This window comes from Streptomyces sp. NPDC051051 (assembly GCF_040682975.1).
In the GTDB taxonomy this organism is placed as follows: Bacteria; Actinomycetota; Actinomycetes; order Streptomycetales; family Streptomycetaceae; genus Streptomyces.
The window spans coordinates 99,150-124,032 of the sequence record NZ_JBFBCB010000004.1 but is presented as its reverse complement, the minus strand read 5'-3'; the positions used below and the strand labels follow the sequence as shown (position 1 = coordinate 124,032).

7 protein-coding genes and 3 pseudogenes (1 of these 10 running past the window's edge) are annotated in these 24,883 nt (G+C 73.3%); 5 read left to right on the top strand and 5 right to left on the bottom strand.

What is annotated here, in order from left to right:
* The first annotated feature begins 639 nt into the window (after positions 1-639).
* Entirely contained in the window at positions 640-1,047 is a 408-nt protein-coding gene (locus tag AB0N31_RS04790; RefSeq protein WP_366056905.1) for a peptidase inhibitor family I36 protein, read from the top strand.
* Positions 1,048-1,115: 68 nt separating this feature from the next.
* Here AB0N31_RS04790 and AB0N31_RS04785 read toward each other — a convergent pair whose 3' ends face one another.
* The 3 genes and pseudogenes from AB0N31_RS04785 to AB0N31_RS04775 all read right to left on the bottom strand — a co-directional run.
* Positions 1,116-1,256 (bottom strand): hypothetical protein, encoded by a 141-nt coding sequence (locus AB0N31_RS04785; protein ID WP_366056904.1) that lies wholly within the window; start codon positions 1,254-1,256, stop codon positions 1,116-1,118.
* 165 nt (positions 1,257-1,421) lie between these two features.
* Positions 1,422-1,547: a DUF6207 family protein gene (locus tag AB0N31_RS04780; protein ID WP_366056903.1), complete on the bottom strand. Its 126-nt coding sequence runs from the start codon at positions 1,545-1,547 to the stop codon at positions 1,422-1,424.
* Positions 1,548-1,569: 22 nt separating this feature from the next.
* Positions 1,570-1,614 (bottom strand): annotated as a pseudogene (locus tag AB0N31_RS04775) (hypothetical protein); the annotation flags it as partial.
* A 103-nt stretch (positions 1,615-1,717) separates the two neighbouring features.
* Between AB0N31_RS04775 and AB0N31_RS04770 the strand changes: the two are divergent.
* Positions 1,718-1,867 (top strand): annotated as a pseudogene (locus AB0N31_RS04770) (glyoxalase); the annotation flags it as partial.
* Between the two features lie 43 nt (positions 1,868-1,910).
* Here the strand turns inward: AB0N31_RS04770 and AB0N31_RS04765 are convergent.
* Positions 1,911-2,018: pseudogene (locus AB0N31_RS04765) on the bottom strand (IS5/IS1182 family transposase); the annotation flags it as partial.
* Between the two features lie 190 nt (positions 2,019-2,208).
* Positions 2,209-2,892, bottom strand: a complete 684-nt coding sequence (locus AB0N31_RS04760) for a 4'-phosphopantetheinyl transferase superfamily protein (protein ID WP_366057022.1) — start codon at positions 2,890-2,892, stop codon at positions 2,209-2,211.
* A gap of 392 nt (positions 2,893-3,284) precedes the next feature.
* On the opposite strand from AB0N31_RS04760, the gene AB0N31_RS04755 reads away from it, so the two are divergent.
* The 3 genes in view from AB0N31_RS04755 to AB0N31_RS04745 are tightly spaced (at most 26 nt apart) and all read left to right on the top strand, a layout consistent with a single transcriptional unit that may run on beyond the window.
* A complete protein-coding gene (locus AB0N31_RS04755) occupies positions 3,285-9,227 on the top strand; it encodes a beta-ketoacyl synthase N-terminal-like domain-containing protein (RefSeq protein ID WP_366056902.1) in 5,943 nt (1,980 codons plus the stop codon).
* Between the two features lie 26 nt (positions 9,228-9,253).
* The gene (locus AB0N31_RS04750; protein WP_366056901.1) at positions 9,254-22,312 is read left to right on the top strand and encodes an SDR family NAD(P)-dependent oxidoreductase; all 13,059 of its coding nucleotides are present in this window, start codon (positions 9,254-9,256) and stop codon (positions 22,310-22,312) included.
* Positions 22,309-24,883 carry the 5' portion of an amino acid adenylation domain-containing protein gene (locus AB0N31_RS04745; protein WP_366056900.1) on the top strand. 2,048 nt of this gene lie beyond the right edge of the window, so 2,575 of the gene's 4,623 nt are visible here — the first part of the coding sequence; the start codon lies at positions 22,309-22,311; the stop codon falls past the right edge of the window. The genes AB0N31_RS04750 and AB0N31_RS04745 overlap by 4 nt, the downstream gene beginning before the upstream one ends.

The window sequence follows — 24,883 nt, the reverse complement described above, 5'->3', positions numbered from 1 at the left end:
GCCACCGCCGGCGGCCCGGGCAGACGGCAGCCGTAGTGGCGGCCACGGTCATGGACCGGCGTACACGCATCATGTGCTCCTTCGCAAAGGACGAATGGGACGCCCGCAACCTGTCCCGCTCATCCCTCGTGACACGCCTCAAAGCGCCAACCATCCGATCGAGCGATCGCTTTCCCGCCACTCATGCGAGCCAGTTGGTTGAGGTCGCGTCGGTCGCGCCGCCGGGCGCTTGCACGCGAGGCGACGAACGGCGGCGAGAAAGGGGCCACCCACAAGTGGAAGGCCGCGCTGCGGCTGGACCGGGCACCACGACGGGGGGATCTTTGCTCCCGTTCGGTGGTCGTGCTGCCGTGAGGGCTACCGGCGGTGGCGGGGCCGGCGAGGCGTGAGGGGGCGTAGAGCCGGCGACCGCCTCGGCTCGACGATGTCTCAATTCACCGATGGCTACCATTAGTAGTATTGCCGCTACTCAAAGTCACCGGAATGCTGGTTGTGACTTCGCGGGTCGCAGGTGTCGTTGGCTCTCCCACTTTCCCGGAACGTACGCGTGCCGTGTTGCCCCCTCGCGTACGCGCCGCATCAGTGCTGCCGTCGGCCCCGCCGCCCCCTCCACCACCGGAAAGCAGGATGACGCTGACCATGCAGACTCCAGTACGCCTCGCGGCAAGCATCGCGCTCACCGCCGCCACCACGCTGACGGCAGCCGCCCCCGCCTCCGCCGACGCCTCGATCATCCGAGGCCAGGGCCGCGACGCATGCACCCGCAACTACGTCTGCCTCTACGACAACTGGGACTACAACGCCCCCACAAACGCCCGCATCCTGCGAACCACCGAAGACATCACCCACCTGAACGACTACAACTTCAACGATGTCACCAGCTCCGCCGTCAACAACAGCCGCTTCCTCGTCCGGATCTACCCCGAATACGACTTCAAGGGAGTGCCCGTGACACTCCTGCCCGGCGAGTCCATCAGCTTCAACCGGGGCAACGGCTTCAACGACGTGGCCTCCTCCGTCCAGTTCCTCCCCTACACCATCGGATAGCCGGCAGCCGCACCGATCGAGCGGGCCCGGCAAACACTGTGACTCCACGGCACCCGACCACGCGCCCATCACAGCGAAGTGGCGCAGCAGCAGCCCCAGCAGCCCGGCGCCCAGGCCGCGCCGGGCCGTCGGAAGCCGCCGGCATCCAGGCCGCCGCACCGCCGGAGCCGCAGGACGACCACGACCAGGAGCCGGACAAGCCCCGCCACGGCCTGTTCCGCCGCCGCAGCCGACCAGGTACGGCGACGCCGCCCCTCCCACCGGACACGGGGGAGGGGCGGCGTCACGTACGGCGCGGGTCAGGCAGGGCGGCCTGCTCCGCCAGAGCGGCGACCTTTCTCCAGCGCGCGCAGCTGCTCCCGGCCGCCCTCCGGTTACGCGAGGGAAAACGCCCGCCCGGAGCCACTGCGAGCGCCGGGCTCGTGGGTCGTGCGGTCTGCCGGCGCAATGGCCCACCGCGTGGCGAGCAGCTCCTGGACCGCGAACGGCCGTCCCGTCATCGGCTGCCGCGACCTCCACCACCGCAAGTCCCGGCTCCGCCACATGCGCGTCGTCGATCGGCCTCATGCCCAGCACGACGCTCCGACGTCCTCTGCGTGCGGGAACGAGGCAGGTCGTGCCCGACATCCGGTCGGAGGCCGCGCAGGAGAGCCGGGAGTTCTAGGGCCTACTGGGCTTCGAGGAGGTCGTGAACCACGGCTGGATCATGACGCTCGCCCCACCGTCCAGCCCGGCAGCGCAGGTCAGCTTCATGATCAGGGACAAGACCGCGCCTGTCGCCCCCGACGTGAGCGTCGAGGTGGACGACGTGGATGCGGCTTAGAGGTCCTAACGAAGGCGTTGGACGTGTCGGTGGGTGATCAGGCAGGTCGCGACCAGTCCAGCTTCTTCAGCAGCACCAGGTGCAGTTCGTCCCACGCGCCGGCCTCGTTCCACGCGGCCAGGCGCCGCCGGCAGGTCATGCCGGGGCCGGCTATGCGCGGCGTTACCGTCCTGCGTGTGTGACGCGAGCGGGTACGGGACTGGGGTGCTGTGGATGTCGTGGTGGTCGGGCCTTCCGACATGCGGGCAGGTGCCGTAGTCGCTGAGGCCGTCGAGCGACCGGTCTCCGCCGCCCCGCACATACCCGCTCCGGCCGACACGACTTACGGTCGCGAGTGATCACGTCGGGGATTTCCCGGCGGGCCACGGCACGGTGACAGCGGTGACGACATGTCGAGCGTCACCCCCAGCGTGCCAGCGTCCGGTGAACCTGCTGATCCGGTCTCCGGCGACGACCGGTCCGGGCACGGTCAGGTCGGCCGTGAAGGTATGACGTTCCGGATCGGGCGTGATGATGCATTCCGTGAAGTCCAGCCAGCGGCCGGTCAATGGAAACCACGCTTTGTAAACGCTCTCTTTCGCGCTGAACAGCAGCCGGTCCCAGTGGATGCGAGGGTGGGTGACGGCCAGCCGGGTCAGGACCGTCCGCTCCTCGGGCAGCGCGGTCAGCTTTTCCACGCCGTCGGGCAGAGCGGCGTGCGGCTCGGCGTCGATCCCGATCGAGGCGAACGTGGCGCGATGAGCTACCGCCGCCGCTCGGTAGCCGTCACAGTGCGTCATGCTGCCGATCACTCCGTCCGGCCACTGCGGCGCACCCCTGGGGCCCGGCAGGATCGGTCCGGGGGTCACTCCAATCCGTCTCAGCGCGGTGCGTGCGCACAGACGGACGGCGGCGAACTCGCGGCGGCGCTTGTCGACTGCGCGGGCCACGACGGCCGCCTCCTGCGGGTGCAGATCGATGTGCAGTGGGTCGGTGAACAGCTCGGAAACGGCGACACCGGATGGAAGGAGGGTGTTCAGCAAGCCGGTGCCAGCGGCTCCGACGATCACGAGTGACCACCCGCTCGCCTGGCGTGGCGAATATGGCAAACCTTGTCCACTGCGTCCTCCAAATTCGACTCACGAGGCGGGCGGTGGGGCCCCGGCATTCTTCGGTGTGTGCTGCGCGAGTGATCGTCCAGCCCGTTCCCTGAGCGGCCATTGGTCACGCTCGGTAAGGCGGAAAGTGGCCGCAAGGCGCTGTAGACGGGAGTGATCCACTGGGCTACGTTCTGCATACAACGGATGACACGGGGGAGTTTTCTGATGCAGATGAGTGCGAGTTCTGGCCCGTTATATCACCGAATATGGGGGCCGGATAGGCGGCAGTGCGAGTACGCGCAGCCCCCTGGTCACCACCCCTCCGGTTTTGCCCCGTGACCACCCGGCACGTCGTTCTGGGCCTGCCCACGCTCGCCACCGGTGGCCTCTCCGAGAACTGGCTGTTACGTGAGTCCGGCGACCTGCACTGGTCGTTGATCGGTGAGTACTTCGGCACCTCGGTCAACAAACTCGCCGACGCCGACGGCACCCGGTTGCTTCCGGCCTTCGTCCGGGTCCGGCACACCGCGAGCGCCTCGCTCGCCTCTTTCGCCGAGCTCGACGAAGGCGAGATGAGCGGTGAACTGACCAGACTGGACGACCGGCGGTTCCTGTCCGACATCCGGTTCGCCACCGGTACGGCGCACGTCGATGTCCGGCTGCTCACCGTCTTCGTCCGCCGCTCGGACCGCAACTGGCTGGTTCCCGGGGTCCCACAGCTTCCCGGCCGCCTGCCGGCCCGTGAACCGGACGCCGACCAACTGGCCTTCCTGCACGACTTCCAGGCGCGGAGCGGGCGCCACCTGGACGGCCCCGGACTGCACACGGAGCGTTACGAAATCAACCCGGTCGTCGACGTCAACGCCCTCGGCCTGCTCTACTTCGCCTCTTACCCGCACATCAACGACCACGGCGAGCGCCGGTACCTGCACTCGCTGGCGCCAGGCGGCGAGTGGGCCACCGCGGCCACCACCGTCAGCCGCGACATCGTGTATCTGGCGAACTGCGGCGCCGAGGACACCGTGCGATACCGGCTCGACGACCTGCGCCTGGAGGACGGTCACCGGGCGGTGCTGACCTCGACGCTGCTGCGCGAGGACGACAACAGGCCGCTGGCCCGGATCGAGACGGTCAAGGCACTGCGCGGGCCCGGCGTGTTCGGCGGACTCTGGGGCGACACCGTCACCACCCGCGCCCCGGCGGCCCCGCCGGACCCGGCGCCCGCGCCGGCCGACCTGGACGCGGTCCTGCTGCAGCTGCTGGAACGGGCGCTGAGCCGGCCCGCCGGCTCTCTGACCGCCGACGACGACCTGCGGCGGTACGGCCTGGACAGCGTCGCGCTGGCCGAGGTCGTGGCGCTGGCCCACGACGAGCACGGCCTGCAGATCGATCCCAGCGCCATGTTCCAGGCCTTCACCGCCGCCGCCATGGCACGGGTGATACGCGGCGAGGACCGCGAACCCGAACCGGTCGCGGTCACGGCGGCACCGAAGCCGGACGCCTCGGCGCCGATCGCGGTGATCGGCATGGCCGGACGTTTCCCCGGGGCGGACAGCGTGGGTGAGCTGTGGGACCTGCTCGGCCGCGACGAGGACGCGATCGGCGACATCCCGATCGACCGCTGGGACACCGCCGCGCACCCGGATCTGGTGGGACGGGCGGCGCTGCTCGACGACATCCGCCGCTTCGACCACGAATTCTTCGCCGTCAGCCCCCGCGAGGCTGGGCTGATGGACCCCCAGCAGCGACTCATGCTGGAGGTGGCGTGGGCGACGGCCGAGGATGCCGGACAGGATCCCACCACGCTGGCGGGCAGTCGGACCGGCGTCTACACCGGGGTGTGCCACTCCGACTACGCCGCCGTTCTGGCCGAGCACGCCGGTCGCGACGAACCGCACTTGAGCGTCGCGGTCTCCCCGTCGCTGGTGGCCAACAGGGTCTCGTACGCCCTGGGCCTGCGCGGTCCGAGCGTCACCGTGGACACCCTCTGCTCGTCGTCGCTGGTCGCGGTCGCCCAGGCCATCGCGGCGCTGCGGGCCGGCGAATGCGACCAGGCCATCGCGGGCGGCGTGAACGTGCTGTGCGACCCGGGACGGCACGCGGCGTACCAGCGGGCCGGTGTGCTGAGCCCACGCGGACGCTGCCACACGTTCGACGACGGCGCCGACGGCTACGTCCGCGGCGAGGGGGCGTGCGCGTTGCTGCTCAAACCCCTCGACCGGGCGCTCGCCGACGGCGACCGGGTGCACGCGGTGATCCGCGAGGTGGCGGTCAACCACGGCGGGCAGGCGCAGTCGTTCACCGCGCCCAACCCGGAAGCCCAGGCCGACCTGCTGGTCAGCGCGTACACCACGGCGGGCGTCGACCCCACCACCGTCGGCTACATCGAGGCGCACGGCACCGGTACCCGGCTGGGCGACCCGATCGAGGTGTCGGCCATGGTGGCGGCGTTCCGCCGGCTGTACGACCGGAGCCGGCACCCGATGCCGGACACGCCGCACTGCGGCATCGGATCCCTCAAGACCAACATCGGTCATCTGGAGGCCGCCGCCGGTGTCGCCGGAATGATCAAAGTCATTCTCGCGATGCGTCACCGGACCCTGCCGGCCACCCGCAACGTGCGCCGGACGAACCGCATGATCAACCTGTCCGGGTCGCCGCTGCGGCTCCAGCTGGAACAGGCCGCATGGGAGCCGCCGCCCGGAGGCGGCCCCCGCCGGGCCGGGGTCAGCTCGTTCGGCATGGGCGGCACGAACGCGCACGTGGTCCTGGAGGAGGCACCGCCCGCCGCCGAGGCGCTGCCGGCCGGCCGGGTGGCGGTGCCCGTGTCGGCCCGCACCCCGCAGGCCCTGCGGGACGCGCTTGTCGCGCTGCTGAACGTGGTGCGGTCACCGCAAGCGCCCCCGCTCGCCTCGATCGCCCGGACGATGAGCACCGGCCGGGCCACGCTGGCCTGCCGCGTCACCGTCACGGCGGCCGACCTCGGCGAGCTCGCGGAGGCGCTGGCCGCCGCCGTCGAGGCCGAGCCGCTCACCGGCGACGCCGGGATCGAGGGCCCGGTGCCGGCCGCCCCCATCGTGTCGCTGCCGACCTACCCGTTCCGCCGGGACCAGCACTGGGCGGCGCCCACCGCCGCCCCTCAGTTCCTCACTGCGGACTGGCAGGACGCGCCGCCACCCGCGCCGGCTCAGCGCGGCCGCTTCCTGGTCCTCACGACGGACCCGAGCCTGGCGCCGACGCTGTTCGGCGACGACGCCGTTGCGCATCGACCCGGTGATCCGCTGCCCGCCGTGCAGGGCCTGACCGGCGTCGCCGATCTGGTCGACTGGAAAGAACCGGGCGCGCTGGTCACCGAGCGGATCGAGGCACTGCGCGAGGTGCTCAGCCGGTATCCGCGTACCGGCCTGCGCTGTCTGCACATCAGCGGCGCTCGCCGCTCGGCGCTGGCCGGCTTCTACCGTGCCGTCTCCGGAGAACTGCCCACGGTGATCTCCCGCACCGTCCGGGTCGACGGTGACTTGGCCGACCTGGCCGCCGCGGTCGCGGCCGAGAGTACGGCCGACGACCAGGAGACCGAGATCCGGTACGCCGGCTCCCGGCGGCGGCGCCGCGTGGCCGGGTTCGCCCGGCCCGGCGAGTTCGACCCGCTGACCGGTCTGGACCGGGGCGCCGTTCTGATCACCGGGGGCACCGGCGCGATCGGGCTGCGCCTCGCCGAGCACCTGGCCGACCGGGGCGCGCGGCACCTCGTCCTGATCGGCCGCTCCGCGCTGCCCGCCCGCAACCGTTGGGCATCCCTGGTCGCCGAGCCGTCGACCGACCCGCTGCTGCGCACGCGCCTCACCGCCCTGCTGGCCCTCGCCGAACGGGACGTGAAGCTTTCCGTCCACACCCATGCGCTGAACGACGTGGCTACGCTGCGCCGGCTGATCAACCGGCATCGAGACCGCGCCGACGGGATCGCGGCGGTCTTCCACTGCGCGGGGGTCATGCGCCGACCCCGGTCGTTCCTGGCCAAGACGGCTGACGAGATCGATGACGTGCTACGCCCCAAACTTGCCGTCGAGACACTATGGGCGGCGTTCGGCAGCCGGTTGCCGCGGCTCATGGTGCTGTTCTCCTCGATCGCGGCCGGGCCGCCCCGGCTGGCCGGGGGCTGTCTGGACTACGCCGCGGCCAACAACGTCCTCGACGACTTCGCCGAGGCGCACGCGGAAGAGCCCGGGTGCGTGGTCCGGTCGCTGCGGTGGCCGCTCTGGCGGGACGTCGGGATGGGCGCGCGGCGCACCAGCGCCGGGAACGAGCTGGGCATCCCCGACCTTGCGGAGGCCGACGCGCTGCGTCTGCTCGACCTGGCGCTGCGGGTGCCTGGTGAACCGATTCTGCTGCCCTGCCTGACCGGCCGGACGGCAGTACCGGCCGACGAGCTGTTCCGGGCGCCACGGCGTGCCCCCGAGACGGCCCCGGCGCCGGTCGCCGACCCGGCGGAGGAGCGGGAGCCGGTCGGCATCGAGCCGGTCGCCGACCCGGCGGATGAGCCGGAGCCGGCCGGCATCGACTGGCTGGCCGACGTGGTGGCCCGGACCACTCGCACCGAACGGTCCCTGCTGCGGCCCGACACCCACCTCGTCGACCTCGGCGTGGACTCGCTGCTGATGGCCGAGCTGGTCCGTGATCTGGAGGCGGCGCTCGGCGACGTCGTGGATCCCAGCCTGCTCCAGGAGCATCCGACACTGGCCCGGCTCGCCGCCGCGCTCACCGCCGCAGGGGTGCCCGCCCCGGCCACCGGCCCGGTGGCGTCCGCCGCGTCGACGCGCACACCCGCCCCTGACGGCGCGCCGATGCGGATCGCGGTCATCGGGATGGGCTGCCGGCTGCCCGGCGCCGCCGACCCGGGACAGCTGTGGCAGGCACTGCTCGCCGGACGGGACATGGTCGGCGACGTGCCGGCGGACCGGTGGGACACCACGGCGCTCTACCGACCGGACGGCGGCCCCGGGTTCAGCCAGAGCCGGTGGGGCGGCTTCCTCGACGACGCCGCCCTGTTCGACCCGGACTACTTCGGCTTCGACGACGAGACGGCACGGCAGCTCGACCCCCTGGTGCGCAAGACGCTGGAGGTCGCCGTCGAGTGCGTCCGCGACGCCGGGTACACCGACGAGGAGTTGCGCGGCCGCCGGGTCGGCGTCTTCGTTGGCGGCCGGACCGGCAACCACCGCGAACACCTGCGGCCGCTGACCCGCGAGTCCATCGTCGGGATCAACCAGAACTACATCGCGGCGCACGTGTCGCACTTCCTCGACCTCGCCGGGCCGAACCTCGTGGTCGACAGCGCGTGCTCGTCGGCGCTGGTCAGCGTGCACCTGGCGACGCAGAGCCTGATGCTGGGCGAGTCCGAGATGGCGCTGGCCGGCGGCGTGGACCTGCTGCTGGACGAGGAGCCGTATCTGATGCTCAGCGCCGGCAAGGCGCTGTCACCCACCGGACGCTGCCGCACCTTCGACGAGTCCGCCGACGGCTTCGTCCCGGGTGAGGGCGCCGGGCTCGTGATGCTGAAGCGTCTCGACGACGCCGAACGCGACGGCGACCGGATCCTCGCGGTCATCGAAGCGTCCGGTGTCAACAACGACGGCCGCACGATGGGCCACACCACCCCGAACGGACACGCCCAGCGGGCGCTGATCACCGATGTGCTCGCCCGCGGCGGCATCGACGCCCGCACCATCGGCTACGTCGAGGCGCACGGCACCGGCACGATGATCGGCGACCCGATCGAGTTGCAGGCGCTGACCGCCGTCTACCGGCAGCACACCGGCGACCGGCAGTACTGCGGGATCGGCAGTGTCAAGAGCTCGATGGGACACCTGCTCAGCGCGGCCGGGATCGCCGGATTCATCAAGGCCGTGCAGACGCTCCGGCACGGGCTGATCGTCCCGACCCTGCACTGCGAGCGGCCCAATCCGCGGTTCGCGTTCGCCGAGTCACCGTTCTTCCCCGCGCGTACGACGACCGAGCTGCCCGCCGGCAGCCGGGTCGCGGTCAGCGCCTTCGGATTCGGCGGAACCAACGCCCACGTCGTACTCGGCCCCGGCGTGCCCGAGGGGACCGGCCGGACTCCGCTCCCGGCACCGGAGTACCGGCGTCGCCGGTACTGGCCTCGCCGCGCCGAGATCCCCACGAGACCCGCCCGCCCCGCCGCGACACCGGTCCGGTCGGCGCGCCTCGATCTCACCGTCACGCCGGTCGCGGCCGCCACGCTCGACCGTTCCCACCGCTGAGCTGCGAAACCACCGGGAGAGAACACGTGAGCCGTCTGGCTGTTCGCTGCCTTCTCCGGCTGACCGGGGACAACCCGATCGTCGACGATCACCGCGTGCACGGGGTACGCACGCTGCCCGGGGTGACCTTCCTCGACATCGTGTACCGCCTGCTCGCCGAGCGCGGTATCGAGCCGGGCGGCGCCGGGCTCAGCGACGTTCTCTTCGTCGAGCCGCTCACCACCACCGAGGGCTTCGACCGGGAGGTCACGGTCCTGCTGGAGCCGGACGGCGCCATCACACGTGTCACCGCGACCAGCTGGCGCGTTCGCGACGGCGCTCCGGCCGACGACGCGCAGACCACGCATCTGCGGGCCATCCTCCGCGTCGGCCTGCCGGCCCTGACCGGGTCCCCGGCACCGGCGGGAGCCGTACCAGCACGCGACGTCGGCGAGGTCTACACGATCGGCAGGTCGGTCGGGATCGAACACCGTGACTTCATGCGCTGTCTCGGCACGATGCGGGTCGAGGCCGATGCGGTACGGGCACGGCTCGCGCTCGGCGCCGAGGCGCGGGCCACGGCGGACGACTTCATGCTGCACCCGGCCCTACTCGACGGGTCGACCATGCAGGCGTACGCGCTGGCTTTCGCCGGGGCCGGAGCCGATGAACGGCCGCTGATTCCCCTGCACATCGGAGAGTTCCGCGCGGTGCGGCCGCTCGGCGACACCTGCACGGTGGAGATGCGGCTCACCCCGGCGGGCCCGGCCGCCGACATCGTCAAGGCCGACATCGACCTGTACGACGCCTCGGGCGCGCCCGCCGCCCGATTCACCGGCCTGGTCCTCAAGCGGGTCCGTTCCACCGAGGCGATCACCCGGCTCACCGCCTCGGCGACTACGGCACCCGCGCCCGTGGCCACGCCCGCGCCCACGCCGGGTGCCTCGCTGCGCGCCGAGATCGTCGAGCTGGTCCGGCAGGTCGCGGCCGACCCGGACCTGCTGGAGGTGGAGGGCGACCGCGGCTTCTACGACCTCGGTCTGGAGTCGACGGACCTGCTCTCCCTGGTCCGCTCCTTCGAGGAGCGGTGGAACATCACGCTCTACCCGACGCTGCTGTTCGAGTACCCCACCGTCGACGCGGTCACGGACCACCTGGCCGGCCTGATTTTGGACCGGCCGCGCACCGAGGCGCCGCCGCGTGACGACACCGCGGCGACCACCGCCTGCCTGACCGGGGAATGGCAGCCGGCGGCCTGGCCGGAACCGCCGTCGACCGGGTCCCTGCTGGTCATCGGCGACGTCCGGCTGCGGCCGGACCAGATCACCGCCCGGCGCGGCCCGGCTTTCCGGCGGCTGGGGGAGCGGGAGTACGAGTTGCGCCCCGGCGCGCCGGACGACCTGCGAGCCCTGCTGGCCGACCTGCCCGGCGCCCCGGACGCGGTCGTGCACCTCGGCCCGCGGGCCGGCGACGACCTGCCGGAGGCGGTGGAGACCGCCTGCCGGGAGACGCTGGCACTCGCCCAGGTGCTGTTGGCCGCCCCGGTGCCGGTGGTGCACGTCGCCCAGCCGCTGATCGCCGCGGCGGTGGCCGGAATGGCCCGCACCATCCGCCTTGAGCAGCCGCGCCTGGCCGTGACCGTGGTGGAATGCGCAGGCGACCCCGATCCCCGGGCCGTACTGGCCGAACTGTCCGCCCCCGGCGAGACCTGGGTCCGGCACGACGGCGGCCGGTTCGTGCGCCGCTACCGCGACGCGGCGCCCGGCGGAACGCGGCCGCTCCGGCCCGGCGGCGTCTACCTGATCACCGGTGGCGCGGGCGGCCTGGGCCGTGCGCTCGCCGCGTCCCTCACCGCGCAGGGCGCCACGGTGGTACTCGCCGGGCGTACCCCGCCGAGCAAGTCGCCGAACGCCGAGTTCGTACGCGCCGACGTCACCGTGTCTGCGGACGTCCAGGCCCTGGTCGACGGGATCCTCGCCCGGCACGGCCGCCTCGACGGGGTGGTGCACACCGCCGGGGTCCTCAGGGACGGCCTGCTGGCCGGGAAGTCACCGGACGACCTGTCGGCGGTCCTGGCGCCCAAGGTGCGCGGCACGCTGCTGCTGCACGACGCGACCCGGCATCTCGGCCTGGACTTCTTCGTCGCCTTCTCGTCGGTGACCGGGGTCGCGGGCAACATCGGACAGGCGGACTACGCCGCGGCGAACGCCTTCGTCGACGCCTGCGCCCGTGAGTACGGGTTCACCTCGGTCGCCTGGCCGTTGTGGGCGGACGGGGGCATGCGTACCGACGCGGCGACCGAGGCGGTGTTCCGGCGGCAGGGCCAGGTGCCGCTGCCCACCGACGAGGGCCTCGCGATCCTCGACGCGATCCGGGACCACCGGGGCAGCGAGGTCGTCGTACTGCACGGACGACCCGAGCACGCCCGCCGGGCTCTGGAACTGCGCGAGCCGGAGACCGACACCGTGACCACAGTCCCGGAACCAGCCATGGGCGCGGCCCGCCGCTCCTTCGCGACGACCGTCCGGGAACCCCTCGCGGCACCTGCGGGCGATGCGCAGCCGTCCGGCCGGGACATCGCCGTGATCGGCGTGGCGGGCCGCTATCCGATGGCTCCGGACCTGGACCGGTTCTGGGCGAACCTGCTCGACGGACGCGACTGCGTCACCGAGATCCCGGAACGGCGCTGGCGGCTGGCCGGCTTCTTCGAACCGGAGCGGGCCGCCGGGCGCTCGTACAGCAAATGGGGCGGCTTCCTGGACGGGATCGACGAGTTCGACCCCGCGTTCTTCCGGATCACCCCGCGCGAGGCCGAGGGCATGGACCCGCAGGAACGGCTGTTCCTCCAGGCCGCGTGGCACGCGTTGGAGGACGCCGGCATCCCCCGCGCCGCGGTCGCTGGCCGGCCCGTGGGCGTGTTCGCCGGCGTCATGTTCACCCAGTACCAGATGCTCGGCCTCGGCGCCGAGGACCGGCTGCCGGTGCTGCCGACGTCGTTCACCTCGGCGGTCGCGAACCGGGTCTCCTACTTCCTCGACGCGCGCGGTCCCAGCCTCGCGCTGGACACCATGTGCTCGTCGTCGCTGACAGCGCTGCACCTGGCCTGCGAGAGCCTGCGCTCCGGAGAGAGCGAGCTGGCGCTGGCCGGCGGCGTCAACCTGATCGTCCACCCGTACAAATATCTGCACCTGAGCCAGGTCGGGTTCGTCTCGACGGACGGGCGGTGCCGGGCCTTCGGCGCCGGTGGCGACGGGTACGTCCCCGGTGAGGGCGTCGGTGTCGTCGTCCTCAAACCCCTGGCGGCCGCCGTGGCGGACGGCGACCGCGTGCTCGCGGTGATCAAAGGCAGCGCGGTCAACCACGGCGGGCGCGCCGGCGGCTTCTACGTACCGAACCCGGCGGCGCAGGCGGACGTGGTCCGGCAGGCGCTGCACCGCGCCGGCGTGGACCCGGCCACGGTGAGCTACCTGGAGGCGCACGGCACCGGCACCGCCCTCGGCGATCCGGTGGAGATCTCCGCGCTCAGCCAGGTCTTCGCAACCGGCGGCACCCGGCTCGGCTCGGTGAAGTCCGGCATCGGGCACCTGGAGTCCGCGGCCGGCATCGCCGGACTGACCAAGGTGCTGCTGCAACTGCGGCACCGCACCCTGGTGCCCTCGCTGCACGCGCGACCGGCGAACGAGGCGATCGACTGGGAGCACTCCCCGCTCAGCGTCCAGCAGGACGCCGGCCCGTGGCACACCACCGGGGACGTGCCCCGGCGCGCCGGCATCAGCGCGTTCGGCGCCGGGGGCAGCAACGCCCACCTCGTCGTCGAGGAGTACCCGCAACCGGCACCGGCACCGGGCACCGGAGACGGCCCACAGGTGGTGCTGCTGTCCGCACGCACCCCGCAGGCCCTGCGCCTGCTCGCCGAGCGCTACGCCGAGCTGCCCGCCGGGGACCAGCTGGCGGACCTGGCCGACGCGGCCGGGCTCGCCGGCGCCGACCGGGACGCCTCCTTCGAGGAGTTGGGCCTGGACGCGGACGATCTGCACCGGCTGATGCAGGCCGTGGCCGCCCGCAGCGAAGGGCAACCACCCCGGGTGGACGCCCAGTCGAGCCTGTCCGCCCTGGCCGCGGCGCTGGGCGGCACCGTCTCGCTGGCGGACATCGCCCACACCACGCAGGTCGGGCGCGACGCGATGACCGAGCGGCTGGCCGTGGTGGCCGCCGACGTCGAGGAACTCCGCGCGGCGCTACGGGCCTTCCTGAACGGTGACGAGTCGCGCGTCCACCGGGGACGCGCCACCGAGCCGGCCGACGCGCCCGCCTCGGCCGACCCGGACACGCTGGCCGCGGCCTGGGTGAACGGCGCCGCCCCGAACTGGAGTGCGCTGCACCGCGAACGGCGGGCCCGCAAGATCTCCCTGCCCGGCTACCCGTTCGAGCGGGTGCGCTGCTGGGTCGGGACGGACACCGACGGAACCGGCGCCACCGGCCCGGGCACCGCTGATGCGCCCGGCGCGGCGGTGCCGAGCCCCGAGCCGGTGTCCCTGGGCGCCGACGTTCCACGGTGGGAGCCCTGCCCCGCCCCCGAACCGGTGACACCGGACGGTCCGGTCGTGGTGCTCTACGCACCGGAACGGACGACACCGGCCGCCGAACTGGCCTCCCGGCATCCCGGCGCGCAACTCGTCGAGATCGGCGGCCCGGTGACCGGGGACCCGCGGGTGGTCTACCTGCTCACCGGCCCGGCGCCCACGGCCGGATCCGAAGCCGCGCGGGTCGCCGGCGGGGAAGCGGCCGGGGTCCGGGCGCTGGCCGCCTACGCCCGCCGCTGGGCCCGGCTGCCCGAGATCGACTGGGTCGTGGTCACCGCAGGGGCGGCCGCCCCGCCCGGACGGCGGCTCACCGACCCGTACGCGGCCGGGGTCCTCGGCTTCGCCCGGGTCCTGGAGAACGAACACCGCAGGTGGTCGGTCGCCGTCGTCGACCTCGACCCCGCCCACCTGACCGCGGACCTGCTGGCCCCGGCGCGGCGCGGAACCCGGATCGCCTATACCGGGACGACTGCGCACCGACAGGCGTTGAGCGAGGCCCCCGCCCCGCACGGCCCCGAGCCGCTGCGCCGGGGCGGCCGCTACCTGATCGTCGGTGGCGGCGGCGGTATCGGCCTGGCCCTGGCCCGCAAGCTGGTCGCGGAGTGGGACGCGGAGGTGGTGCTGGTGGGCCGCCGGGAGCGTCCCGACCTGGCGGCCGAGCACCGGATCCGCTACCTCCGCGCCGACGCCGCCGACGCCCGGCAGCTCGCCGCGGCGCTGCACCAGGCCGGCCAGGTGCACGGGATCATCCACGCGGCGATGGTGCAGCGCTCCCGTCTGGTCCGGGACCTCTCCGACGACGATCTCGCCGAGAGCCTGACGGCCAAGTCCGGCGTCGCCGCCGCTCTGGTGGACGCGATCGGCGTGGCGGAACTCGACTTCCTGCTCTTCTTCTCCTCCGCCCAGTCCTTCCTCGGCGAACCCGGCCTGGGCAACTACGCGGCCGGATCGACCTTCCTGGACGCCTACGCGCACAGCCTCGACGAACGTCTGCCGTATCCGGTCCGGGCGGTCGACTGGGGCTTCTGGGGCACGGTCGGCGCGGTCGCCACCGAGAAGCACCGCGCCGAACTGACCGCGGCCGGATTCCACTCCATCACCCCGGACACCGGCTTCACCGCGCTGACCGAGGCGCTGCGCCGGCCGGCCCCGCAGCTCGTGGTGGCGCCCGGCAGCGTCGCGCTGCGGGAGCGGATGACCCCCAGCGAAGGGACGACACCGGCCGTGACACCTGCCGACGGACTGCTGACCAGCGCCGACCTGCGGGTCGTCGACGACTTCCACGCCGTCGACGAGAAGATGACCGCCATCGCCCGCGGCGCACTGCTGGCCGTGCTGCACGAGATCGGCGCCTGGCACGGACCCGACCCGGATGCGGCTGAGGTCGCCCGCCGCGTGGGTGTCACCCCCCGCTACGAACGCCTGCTGCGCACCCTGCTGACCATGCTCGCCGACGACGGCGTGCTCACCGTCCACCAGAACCGGTTCCGGCCGGATCGGGACGCGCTGGCCGAGGCCCTCGCCGGAGGGCACGCCGCGCGCCTCGGCGAACTGGCCGCGGCCCATCCGGCGTCCGCGGTCTTCGTCGAGTTGCTGCGCCGCTGCCTCGACCGCTACCCGATGCTGCTCCGCGGCGAATTGCTCGCCACCGACCTGCTTTTCCCCGCCTCGGGCACCTCCGCGATGGAGCGGATCTACCGGGACAACCCGATCAGCGACCTCTACAACGACGTGCTCACCGAGAGGCTGCTGGAGCACGTCGGCCGCCGCCGCGCGCAACTGCGTCCCGGCGAGCGGATCCGGATCGTCGAGGTCGGCTCCGGCACCGGCGGCACCACCGCCGGCCTGCTGCTCGCCCTGGCTCCGCACGGCGAGCACCTGGAGTACTGGTACACCGACCTGTCGGTGGCGTTCCTGGCCCACGGCCGCCGCGAGTTCGGCATGCGGTACCCGTTCGTACGGTTCAAGCGCCTGGACCTCGACACCGACCCGGTCGCCCAGGGCTTCCCCACGGACGGCTTCGACCTCGCCGTCGGCGCGAACGTCCTGCACGCCACCTCGGACGTGAGCCGCGCCGTGCGGCACCTGCGCACCGTGCTGCGCCCCGGCGGGCAATTGCTGCTCAACGAGCTGACCACGGTCACCCTGGCCGCCACCGTCACCTACGGGCTGTTCGACGGCTGGTGGGCACACACCGACACGCACCTGCGGCTGCCCGGATCACCGCTGCTGAACGTGGCCGGCTGGAACGCGGTGCTGACCGGCGCCGGCTACGACCGCTTCCAGGCCCTGCCCACGGACGGCGAGACCAGCCGCAACTTCCAGCACGTCGTCGTGGCCACCGCCGCGGCACCAGCCACCCCACCGGCACCGGCGCCGGCACCCGGGCGGGACACGGCGCAGGCCCCGGCACACGACGGCGCCTCGTTCACCGCCGAGCTGCTGGCACTGACCTCCGAGGCCTCGGGCATCCCCGCCGAGGATCTCGACCTGGACACCGAGATCGGTGACTACGGGTTCGACTCGGTCAGCTACAGCCTGCTCGCCGGGCGGCTCAACGACACCTTCGGCATCGACGTGACGCCCACCCTGTTCTACGAGACCGCCACTCTGCGCGCACTGGCCGCCCGGCTCGAACGGGACTACGGCGCCACCCTGCCGGAACGGTATGCGCAGCCCGTACCGGAGACGGCGGAAGCCGAGGCGCCGCCGAGCCCCGCGCCGCGGACATCGACCGACGACCTGATCGCGGTGATCGGGACGGCCGCGCGGCTGCCCGGCAGCCGCGACCTGGACGACTTCTGGAACCACCTGGTCGCCGGGGACGACCTGGTCACCGACGTGCCCGCGGACCGGTGGGACTGGCGGTCCCTGCCCGCCGACGTACACGCCCGCCGCGGTGGCTTCATCAGCGACGCCGACATGTTCGATCCGCTGTTCTTCGGGATCTCGCCGGAGGAATCCGCCGGCATGGACCCCCAGCAGCGGCTGCTGCTGGAGGGCGTGTGGACCGCGCTGGAGGACGCCGGCCTGCCGCCCGGCACGCTCGCCGGCCGGTCGGTCGGGCTGTTCGTCGGCGCGGGATCCAGCGACTACGACGAGATCCGGCGCCGCTCGGACGTGCCCGTCGACGCGCACGCGGCCACCGCGACCGCGCACTCCATCCTGGTCAACCGGGTGTCCTACCTGCTGGATCTGCGCGGGCCGAGCGAGCCGGTCAACACCGGCTGCTCCAGCTCCCTGGTCGCGATCCACCGAGCCGCCGCGGCGATCCGCTCCGGGGAGTGCGACATCGCGGTCGCCGGAGGCATCAACCTGATCCTGTCGCCGCACAACCACCTGCTGCTCAGCCGCACCGGCATGCTCAGCCCGTCCGGCCGGTGCCAGGCGTTCGACGCCCGCGCGGACGGGTTCGTCCGGGGAGAAGGGCTGGGCCTGGTCGTGCTGACCCGGGCCGGCGCGGCGGGTCGGCACCGCGTTCGGGGGCTGCTGCGCGGCTCCGCGGTCAACCACGGCGGCCGGGCCCGTTCACTGACCGCGCCCAACCCCGCCGGCCAGGCCGCGATGATCGTGCGCGCCTACACGGAGGCCGGCGTCGACCCGGCCACCGTGGGATACCTGGAGACCCACGGCACCGGCACCGAGCTGGGCGACCCGGTCGAGATCAACGGGTTGCGGATGGCCTTTGACGAACTGGCGCGCCGTCACGGCGGGCTGCCCGGCGAGCCGTTCTGCGGGCTGGGTGCGGTCAAGGCGAACATCGGGCACCTGGAGTCCGCCGCCGGCATCGCCGGGCTGCTCAAGGTCCTGCTGGCGATGCGCCACGGCATCCTGCCGCCGGTGGCCGGGCTCGGGGAGCCGAACCCGCACCTGCGGCTGGAGGGCAGCCCGTTCCAGCTGATCCGGCAGGCGACACCCTGGCACCGCCCGCCGGGCGGCGGCAGGCGCCGCGCCGGGGTCAGCTCCTTCGGCTACGGCGGGGTGAACGCCCACGTCGTGGTGGAGGAGCCGGACGAGCCGGCGGTCCCGGCGGCGCCGGCCGGTCCGCTGGTGTTCCCCCTCTCGGCCCGGACCCCCGAGGCTTTGCGCCGCTACGCGACCGCCCTGCGTGCCGCCCTGGACTCGGACGTCGAACTGGTGGACGTGGCCCACACGCTGCAGCACGGCCGGGACGCGATGACCGAGCGGCTGGCGGTGACCGCCGCCGACCGGCCGACGCTCGTCGCGGCCCTCGGCGCGGCGATCGACGGCACCGGCCACCCCGCGCTGGCCCGCCCCGATGGCGTCACACCGGCCGACCGGTGGGTGGCCGGAGCCGAGGCCGTCTGGCCGGACACCGGCGGCACGCTGATCCCGCTGCCCACCTACCCGTTCGAGCGACGCCGGTGCTGGATCGGCGCGCGGCCGGAGGAGCCCCCCGTACCCGGTGAGCCGGCGGGCGCCTACGCGCCGCGCTGGCAGCGCATCGCGGACGTGGGCACCCGCCCGCCGGCCGACGGACCGGTCTGGCTGCTCGGCGGCGACGACTACCCGGCGAGCGACGTGCACCGGGTCACCTCCACGTCGTTGGAGTCGCTGCCCACTCCCGCCGTCGTGCACGCGGTCGTCACCGGGGGCGAGCCCGCGGTCCGGGAGCTGTTCCGGGTGATCCGGCATCTGCAGACCCGGCCGGCCGGCGCGGGCGAGCTCACGCTGACCGTGGTCACCCGCGCCGCCGCGGCGGTGGACGGGCCGATCACCGACCCGGTCGCGGCGGCCGCGCACGGACTGGTGAAGTCGGCCCGCCGGGAGTGCGAGAGGTGGCGGATCAGCGCGATCGACGTCGGCCCCGGCGACGCCACCACCGTCGCCGCCGCCACGCCGGGCGACTATGCGCTGCGCTCGGGCCGCTGGTACCAGCGGGTGCTCCGGCCGCTCGACGACACCGGTACCCGGCCGGTGTTTCGCGACGGCGGGACGTACGCGCTGGTCGGCGGCGCCGGGGATGTCGGCCTGGACCTGGCCGAGCACCTGGTCCGGGAACACCGCGCAAGGGTGGTGCTGATCGGCCGGACCCGCCCGGAGGGCGCCCGGGCCGCCCGGATCGCCGCGTTCGACCCGACCGGTACGTCCGTGGAGTTCCACCAGGCGGACGCTCGCGACGCGGAACGGATACGGGCGGTGTTCGACCGGGTCGGCGTGATCCACGGGGTGGTGAACGCGGCGACGGTGGCGCGGGACCGGTCGCTGGCGGCGCTGGACGAGGACTGGTTCGCCGAGGGGCTGACCGCGAAGACCCGCACCACGCTGGCGATCGCCGAGGCGATCGACGGCCGCGACCTGGACTTCTTCGCGATCTTTTCCTCACTGCAGTCGTTCCTGGGCAATCCGGGCCAGGCCGCGTACGCCGCCGCCTGCACGGCCCAGGACGCGATCGGGCAGGCACTCGCCGCCCGTCTGCCCTTCCCGGTCCGCGTCCTGAACTGGGGGCCGTGGTCGGGCTCGGCGCTCACCGAGCGCCACCGGGGCCGGCTGGCCGCGGCCGGTCTTCATCCGCTCCCGCCCCGCACGGGCATCGAGGCACTGGCCGACGTGCTCGGCCGACAGGAGGTTCAGGTGATGGTCGTGTCGGGCACCGAGCAGGCGCTGGCCGGAATCGGCGTGCGGACGCCCGACCCGGAGCCGGCTCCGCCGGCTGTCACGCCGGCCGTTCCGCAGCCCGTTGCGCCGGGCGCCGAACCGTGGCGTGCGGCGGTGGCCGCCGACCTGCTGGCCCTGCTGCGCGGCGTGGCCGGGCTGAGGGTGGACGAGCTGACCGAGGGCGAACAGCTCAGCCGGTTCGGCTTCGACTCCATCATGTACACCAAGCTCAGCCACCAGGTGAACGTGCGCTGGGACCTGGACGCCACCCCGGCGGCGTTCTTCGGGGTGGCCACCGCCGGCGAGCTGGTGGCGAAGATCATCGAGGAGTACGGGGAAGAGCTGGCCCGCCACTACCTTTCTGCGGCACCCACCACTCCGGTCGCCGCTCCGGCTTCGGCTGTGCCACCCGGGGACGTCTCTTCTTCCTCCGGGCTCCTCCCGTCTTCCGCGCCCGTCCCGTCTTCCGGGCTTCTCCCTGCCTCCGGGCCCGTCCCTTCTTCCGGGCCGTTCGCGGGCACCGGAGCCGCCGGGGTGACGGAGCCCGCCCGTGTCGACGGCGTCGCCATCGTCGGCATGGCCGGTCTGCTGCCCGGCTCGGACGACCTGGACGAGTTCTGGGCCCACCTGGCCGCCGGCGACGACCTGGTCACCGAGATCCCCGCGGACCGCTGGGACTGGCGGCGCATCCACGGCGACCCCGAGCCGGGGGAATTCCGCACCACCGCCCGCTGGGGTGGGTTCTTGCGCCGAGTGGACCTGTTCGACGCGGACTTCTTCGGCATCTCGCCCACCGAGGCGGTCGCGATGGACCCGCAACACCGGCTGGTGCTCGAAGCGACCTGGACGGCCATCGAGGATGCCGGTATCCGGCCCTCCGACCTGGCCGGCACCGACACCGGCGTCTTCGTCGGCAGCAGCACCTACGACTACTTCGAGCTCCAGCACGCGCTCGGGGTGCCGCTCGACGGGTACAACACCGTCGGCCGGGCGCACGCCATCCTGTCCAACCGGGTGTCGTACCTGCTGGACCTGCACGGCCCGTCCGAGACGATCGACACCGCCTGCTCGTCGTCGCTGGTCGCCGTGCACCATGCGGCGGAGGCGATCCAGCGGGGGGAGTGCACGGTCGCGCTGGCCGGCGGCGTCAACGTGATCGCGTCGCCGACGCTGTTCGTCGACATGAGCCAGGCCGACATGCTCAGCCCCGACGGCCGCTGCCGCACCTTCGACGCCCGCGCCAACGGCATCGCCCGCGCCGAGGGGGTGGGTGTCGTGGTGCTCAAGCGGCTCAGCGCGGCCCTCGCGGACGGAGACGTCATCCACGGCGTACTGCGCGGCAGCGCGATCAACCACGGTGGACGCAGCAACTCGCTCACCGCGCCGAACCCGGCCGCCCAGGCCGCCTGCATCGTGGCGGCGCACCACCGCGCCGGGACCGACCCGCGCACGGTGACCTACGTGGAGACCCACGGGACCGGCACCGAGTTGGGCGATCCGGTCGAGATCGAAGGCCTCAAGACCGCCTTCCGGCGGCTGTACGCCGATCACGGCACCGACGGCACCGGGCACCGGGTCGCGCTCGGCGCGGTGAAGAGCAACACCGGCCACCTGGAGGCGGCCGCCGGCGTGACCGGGCTGATCAAGGTGCTGCTCGCCATGCGGCACCGCGAGCTGCCCGGCAATCCCCACCTGGAGACGCTCAACCCGTACCTGCGTCTCGACGGCAGCCCGCTGCACGTGCTGCGCGACCGTGAGCCGTGGCGGCGCGTCACCGGCCCGGACGGCACCGAGGCGCCCCTGCGTGCCGGGCTGAGCTCATTCGGTCTCGGCGGTGTCAACGCGCACCTTGTGCTGGAGGAGTTCCGCACCCGGCCGAGCGCCGGTCGTACCGGGCCGTACCTGTTCGTGCTGTCCGCCCGCGACGCCGAACGGCTGCGTGGCAACGCCGAGAACCTGGCCCGCTGGGCGCGGGACGCCGACGCGGTGGACCCGGCCGCCCTGGCCTACACGCTGCAGACCGGCCGGGAGGTCTTCGCCGAGCGGCTCGCCGTGGTCGCGGACGACCTCGCCGGGCTGGTGAAACGCCTGGAGGAGTGGCTGGCCGGTGTGACCGCCGACGGCGTCAGCGCGGGCGACGGGCAAGGGACGGGCACGGCGCTGCTGCTGGACGGCCCCGAGGGACGCCAGTACCTGCGCACCGTGGTGGCGGCCGGCAAGCTCGACAAGATCGCCCGGCTGTGGGTGGACGGCGTCGCGATCGACTGGGCCGAGCTGTGGCCGGGGGAACCGGTCCGCCGGGTTCCGGCGCCGACCTCCGCCTTCGCCCGGCAGAGCTACTGGATCACCCCCGGGCCACGATTCGACCAGGCTCAGGCCGCCGCGGCCGGGCTCGCCGGAACCGATCAGGATCAGGCCACCGACACATGGCCCGAGCCCGCGGCGGCCGTACCGGCATCTCCGTCCGAGCCGGCACCCCCGTCCGAGTCGGTGCCGACACCGGCCGGAACGGACGCCGAAGGCGACCCGGAGGCAGCTGTGCGCGACCACGTCCGCACCCTGCTCGCCGCGCACCTGGGCATGGCACCGGACCGTCTGCCACCCGACCGGGTGCTGTCCGACGTCGGTGTGGACTCGCTGGGCCTGCGCCGCCTCAGCCGCCGCCTCGGCGCCGCCTACGGAGTCGACATACCCGCCCGCATGTTCGGCGTCGGGCAGACCGTGCGCGCTCTGGCCCGGGCCGTGCACGACGCGTACGGCCCCCTGCCCGCGGCCGCCGTGCCCGAGCCGACGCCCACCCGGGCCGCCGCCAACGGAGTCGGCGCCCTGCTGGCCGGGCTGCGCGACGGATCGGTCACCGTCGACGACGCGCTGGCCGAGCTGCGGCAGGGGACTGTCCGATGAGCCCGGCACTGCGCGACGTCCTCGCCGCGGTCGCCTCCGGTGAGCTGCCGGACGAGATCGCCGAGTCGCTGCTGCGCGGCCTGACCGATCCGGTGCCGGTGCCGGAGCCGGTGCCGTACCCGCTCAGCCGCGGCCAGGCGGCGCTCTGGGCGATCCACGCGAGCCGGCCCGGCACCACCTCCTACAACCTGCCGCTGGGGCTGTGGCTGGGCGACGGGATCGACCCGGACGTGCTCACCCGGGCCCTGATCGCCGTCGTGGAGCGGCAGCCGGGGCTGCGGATCGCCGTCCGACTGGACGGGACCACGCCGGTGCAGGAGATCACCGAGCGCCCCGCCGAGGTGGTCCGGCTCGACCTCGGGCATGTCACCGACGGGGAGTTCGCCGCGCGCATCCGGCGCCTGGTGCACACCCCGTTCGACCTGGAGCACGACCCCCTGCACCGGATGTGGCTGATCACGGCGCCCGGTGGCCGGACACTGCTGCTCCTGGTGTTCCACCACATGATCACCGACGGGATCTCCAGCCACCTGCTGCTGCGCGACATCGTGGCGTGCCACGACGCACTGGCCGGTCGAGGCGTTCTGCCGCCGGTCGAGCCGGCCACCCCGTACCGCGAGTTCGTCCGTCGCCAGCAGGAACTGCTCGACGGGCCGGAGGCCGAGAAGCACCGCCGCTGGTGGCTCGACCGGCTGGCCGGTGCCTCCAGCGGTCCGGTCCTCGACGCGATCACCGATCGGCACCGGGTCGAGCCGCCCACCGCCGACACCGGCGCGATGGTGCAGTTCCGGCTGCCGGAGGCGACCTGGGCGGCCCTCCGCCAGGTCGCCGGAGCGGCCGGGCTGACCCCGTTCAGCGTGCTGCTGGGTTCCTTCGCCGCACTGCTGCACCGACACTCCGGCCACCGCGACATCAGCGTCATGGTGCCGACCGACGGCCGGATCTCCGAGCGGTTCGACCGCACCGTGGGGTACCTGATCAATCCGGTGGTGGTACGGGTCGACTGCGACCCGCAGCGCAGCCTCGCCGAGCTGATGACCGCCGTGCACGACCACATGGCGCGGGCCGAGGAGCACAGCTCCTACCCGTTCGCCGCCGTGGTCGGTGACCTGCGCCGCGCCGACGGCACCGCGGCCTCCTTCGACATCGGCTTCTACCTGCAACAGGGTGTCGGCGGCGACCAGGACATGGCCGCCGGGCAGACCGTCTTCCAGGACGCCCTCGAACTGACCCAGGAGGGTGAGAACCCCCTGGTCGTCGAGGTGGTGGTGCGCGGGCCGGAGGCGTTGGTCTACCTCAAGTACGACCGTGACCTGTTCGACCCGGCCACGGCCGACCGGCTGGCCGAGCACTACCGGCTGCTGCTGGAAACCGTGGCCGCCGATCCGCGCCGGCCGATCGGCGATCTGCCCCTCGTCACCGCGGCGGAACGCGCCCTCGTCGACCGGGCCAACGACACCCGTGCCGCCCGGCCGCGCGACGTGACCGCGGCCGGCCTGGTGCTGGCCCGCGCGGCGTCGGCCCCGGAGCGCGTCGCGGTGGTGGACGCCGACGGTGCCACCAGCTACGGCGAACTGGCCCGGCGGGTGCACGCACTGGCGCGAACCCTCGGCGAATCCGGCGTGGGCCGCGGCGACCTGGTCGGTGTGCTGTCCGGCCGGCGAGCCGCCATGATCGTGGCGATGCTGGCGGCGCACACCGCAGGCGCGGCCTACGTACCGCTCGACCCGGACTTCCCGGCCGCCCGCCTCGCGCACATCTGCACCGACGCCGGTCTCGCCGCGGTCCTCGTCGACCCGGCGTGCGCCGACCGCCTGCCGGCCGGGACACCCGGCGCCCGCATCCCGCTCGGTGACCCTGGCGACGCCGCCCCGGGCACGCCGGTCGCCTGCCACGACGACGATCTCGCGTACGTGCTCTACACCTCCGGATCCACCGGCCGGCCCAAGGGCGTCGAGGTTACCCATGGCAACCTGGTCAACTTCCTCACCGCGATGGCGAACCGGCCCGGGTGCACCGCCGACGACGTGCTGCTGGCCGTCACCACGGCCGGGTTCGACATCGCCGGCCTCGAACTGCTGCTGCCGCTCACCCAGGGGGCGACCGTCCACATCGCGCCGGCCGAGGTCACCCGGGACGGCTTCGCGCTGGCCGGCCTGCTCGACAGCAGCGGCGCGACCATCGTGCAGGCCACACCGGCCACCTGGCAGATGCTGCTCGCCGCCGGCTGGAGCGGACGGGTACCCCGGCTGCTCTGCGGCGGGGAGGCGCTGAGCGCCGAGCTGGCGGCCGACCTGCTCGACCGCTCCGGCGAGCTGTGGAACATGTACGGCCCGACCGAGACCACGATCTGGTCCTCGGCGCTGCGGGTACGCCGCGACCGGCCGATCACGGTCGGCACGCCGATCGCGAACACGACGTTCCACCTCGCCGGGCCGGACGGCGGCCCGGTCCCGTTCGGCGCCGCCGGGGAACTGCTGATCGGCGGTGACGGCGTCGCCCGCGGCTACCGCGGCCGCCCCGAACTGAACGCCGAGCGTTTCGTCGAGCAGGACGGGCAGCGGCGCTACC

Bases quoted from the DNA above. Each gene is read 5' to 3' on its own strand.
- AB0N31_RS04780 (WP_366056903.1), bottom strand. From the start codon at position 1,547: ATGACGGGACGGCCGTTCGCGGTCCAGGAGCTGCTCGCCACGCGGTGG.
- AB0N31_RS04790 (WP_366056905.1), top strand. From the start codon at position 640: ATGCAGACTCCAGTACGCCTCGCGGCAAGCATCGCGCTCACCGCCGCC.